At 40.4% G+C, this 569-nt stretch carries 1 protein-coding gene; it reads right to left on the reverse strand.

What is annotated here, in order from left to right:
• Positions 1-340: transposase (locus tag H5157_RS20680; protein WP_024600113.1), on the reverse strand; the 340-nt coding region annotated here is incomplete at its 3' end.
• Between the last annotated feature and the right edge of the window lie 229 nt (positions 341-569).

Consider the following 569-nt stretch of genomic DNA (forward strand, 5'->3'; position numbering starts at 1 on the left):
CTTCACCAAAATGAGCGATGAGTTGCGCATCAAGTTTATCTGTTTTTGCTTTTTGGCCAATAGCGCCTGCGAAACGTTTAATATTAACGGGATTAGCAACAACGAAAGGGATATTCGCTTGAGCACACGCCATAATAAAGGGGTGTTCAAGGCGCCCAGTTGCTTCAATAGTAACACGCGTTATTGGGTGCTTTTTTAGTGTTTTTATAGCGTGTTTAATGCCGCCGTCATTGTTTTCTACGGTGAAATATATATCTAAAGGTCGGATGTAAATATCGAGTTGAGTTTTACCTGTATCGACACCGACGTTAATTTCATTTTGATTATTGAGTGTATTCATAATAAGCTGACTCTGCCTTGCGATTCGGGCTCGAGGCCCCGTTGACTATCCGAGTTTAATGCTTGGAGTTTATACAGCGTTCTTTCTTGTTATCGGTCTCTCAATAGAGGAGCCTTCAATCAATCGAACTACTGTATAAAAGGCTTTGGTTGCAGCCAAAGCTTGGGCCTCACATTACCCGAACTTGGTTAAAGTATTAATTAATTTATGGGTTTATTATCCATACAAG

The sequence above is a fragment of the Pseudoalteromonas sp. SG43-3 genome (assembly GCF_014164385.1).
Classification (GTDB): domain Bacteria; phylum Pseudomonadota; class Gammaproteobacteria; order Enterobacterales; family Alteromonadaceae; genus Pseudoalteromonas; species Pseudoalteromonas distincta.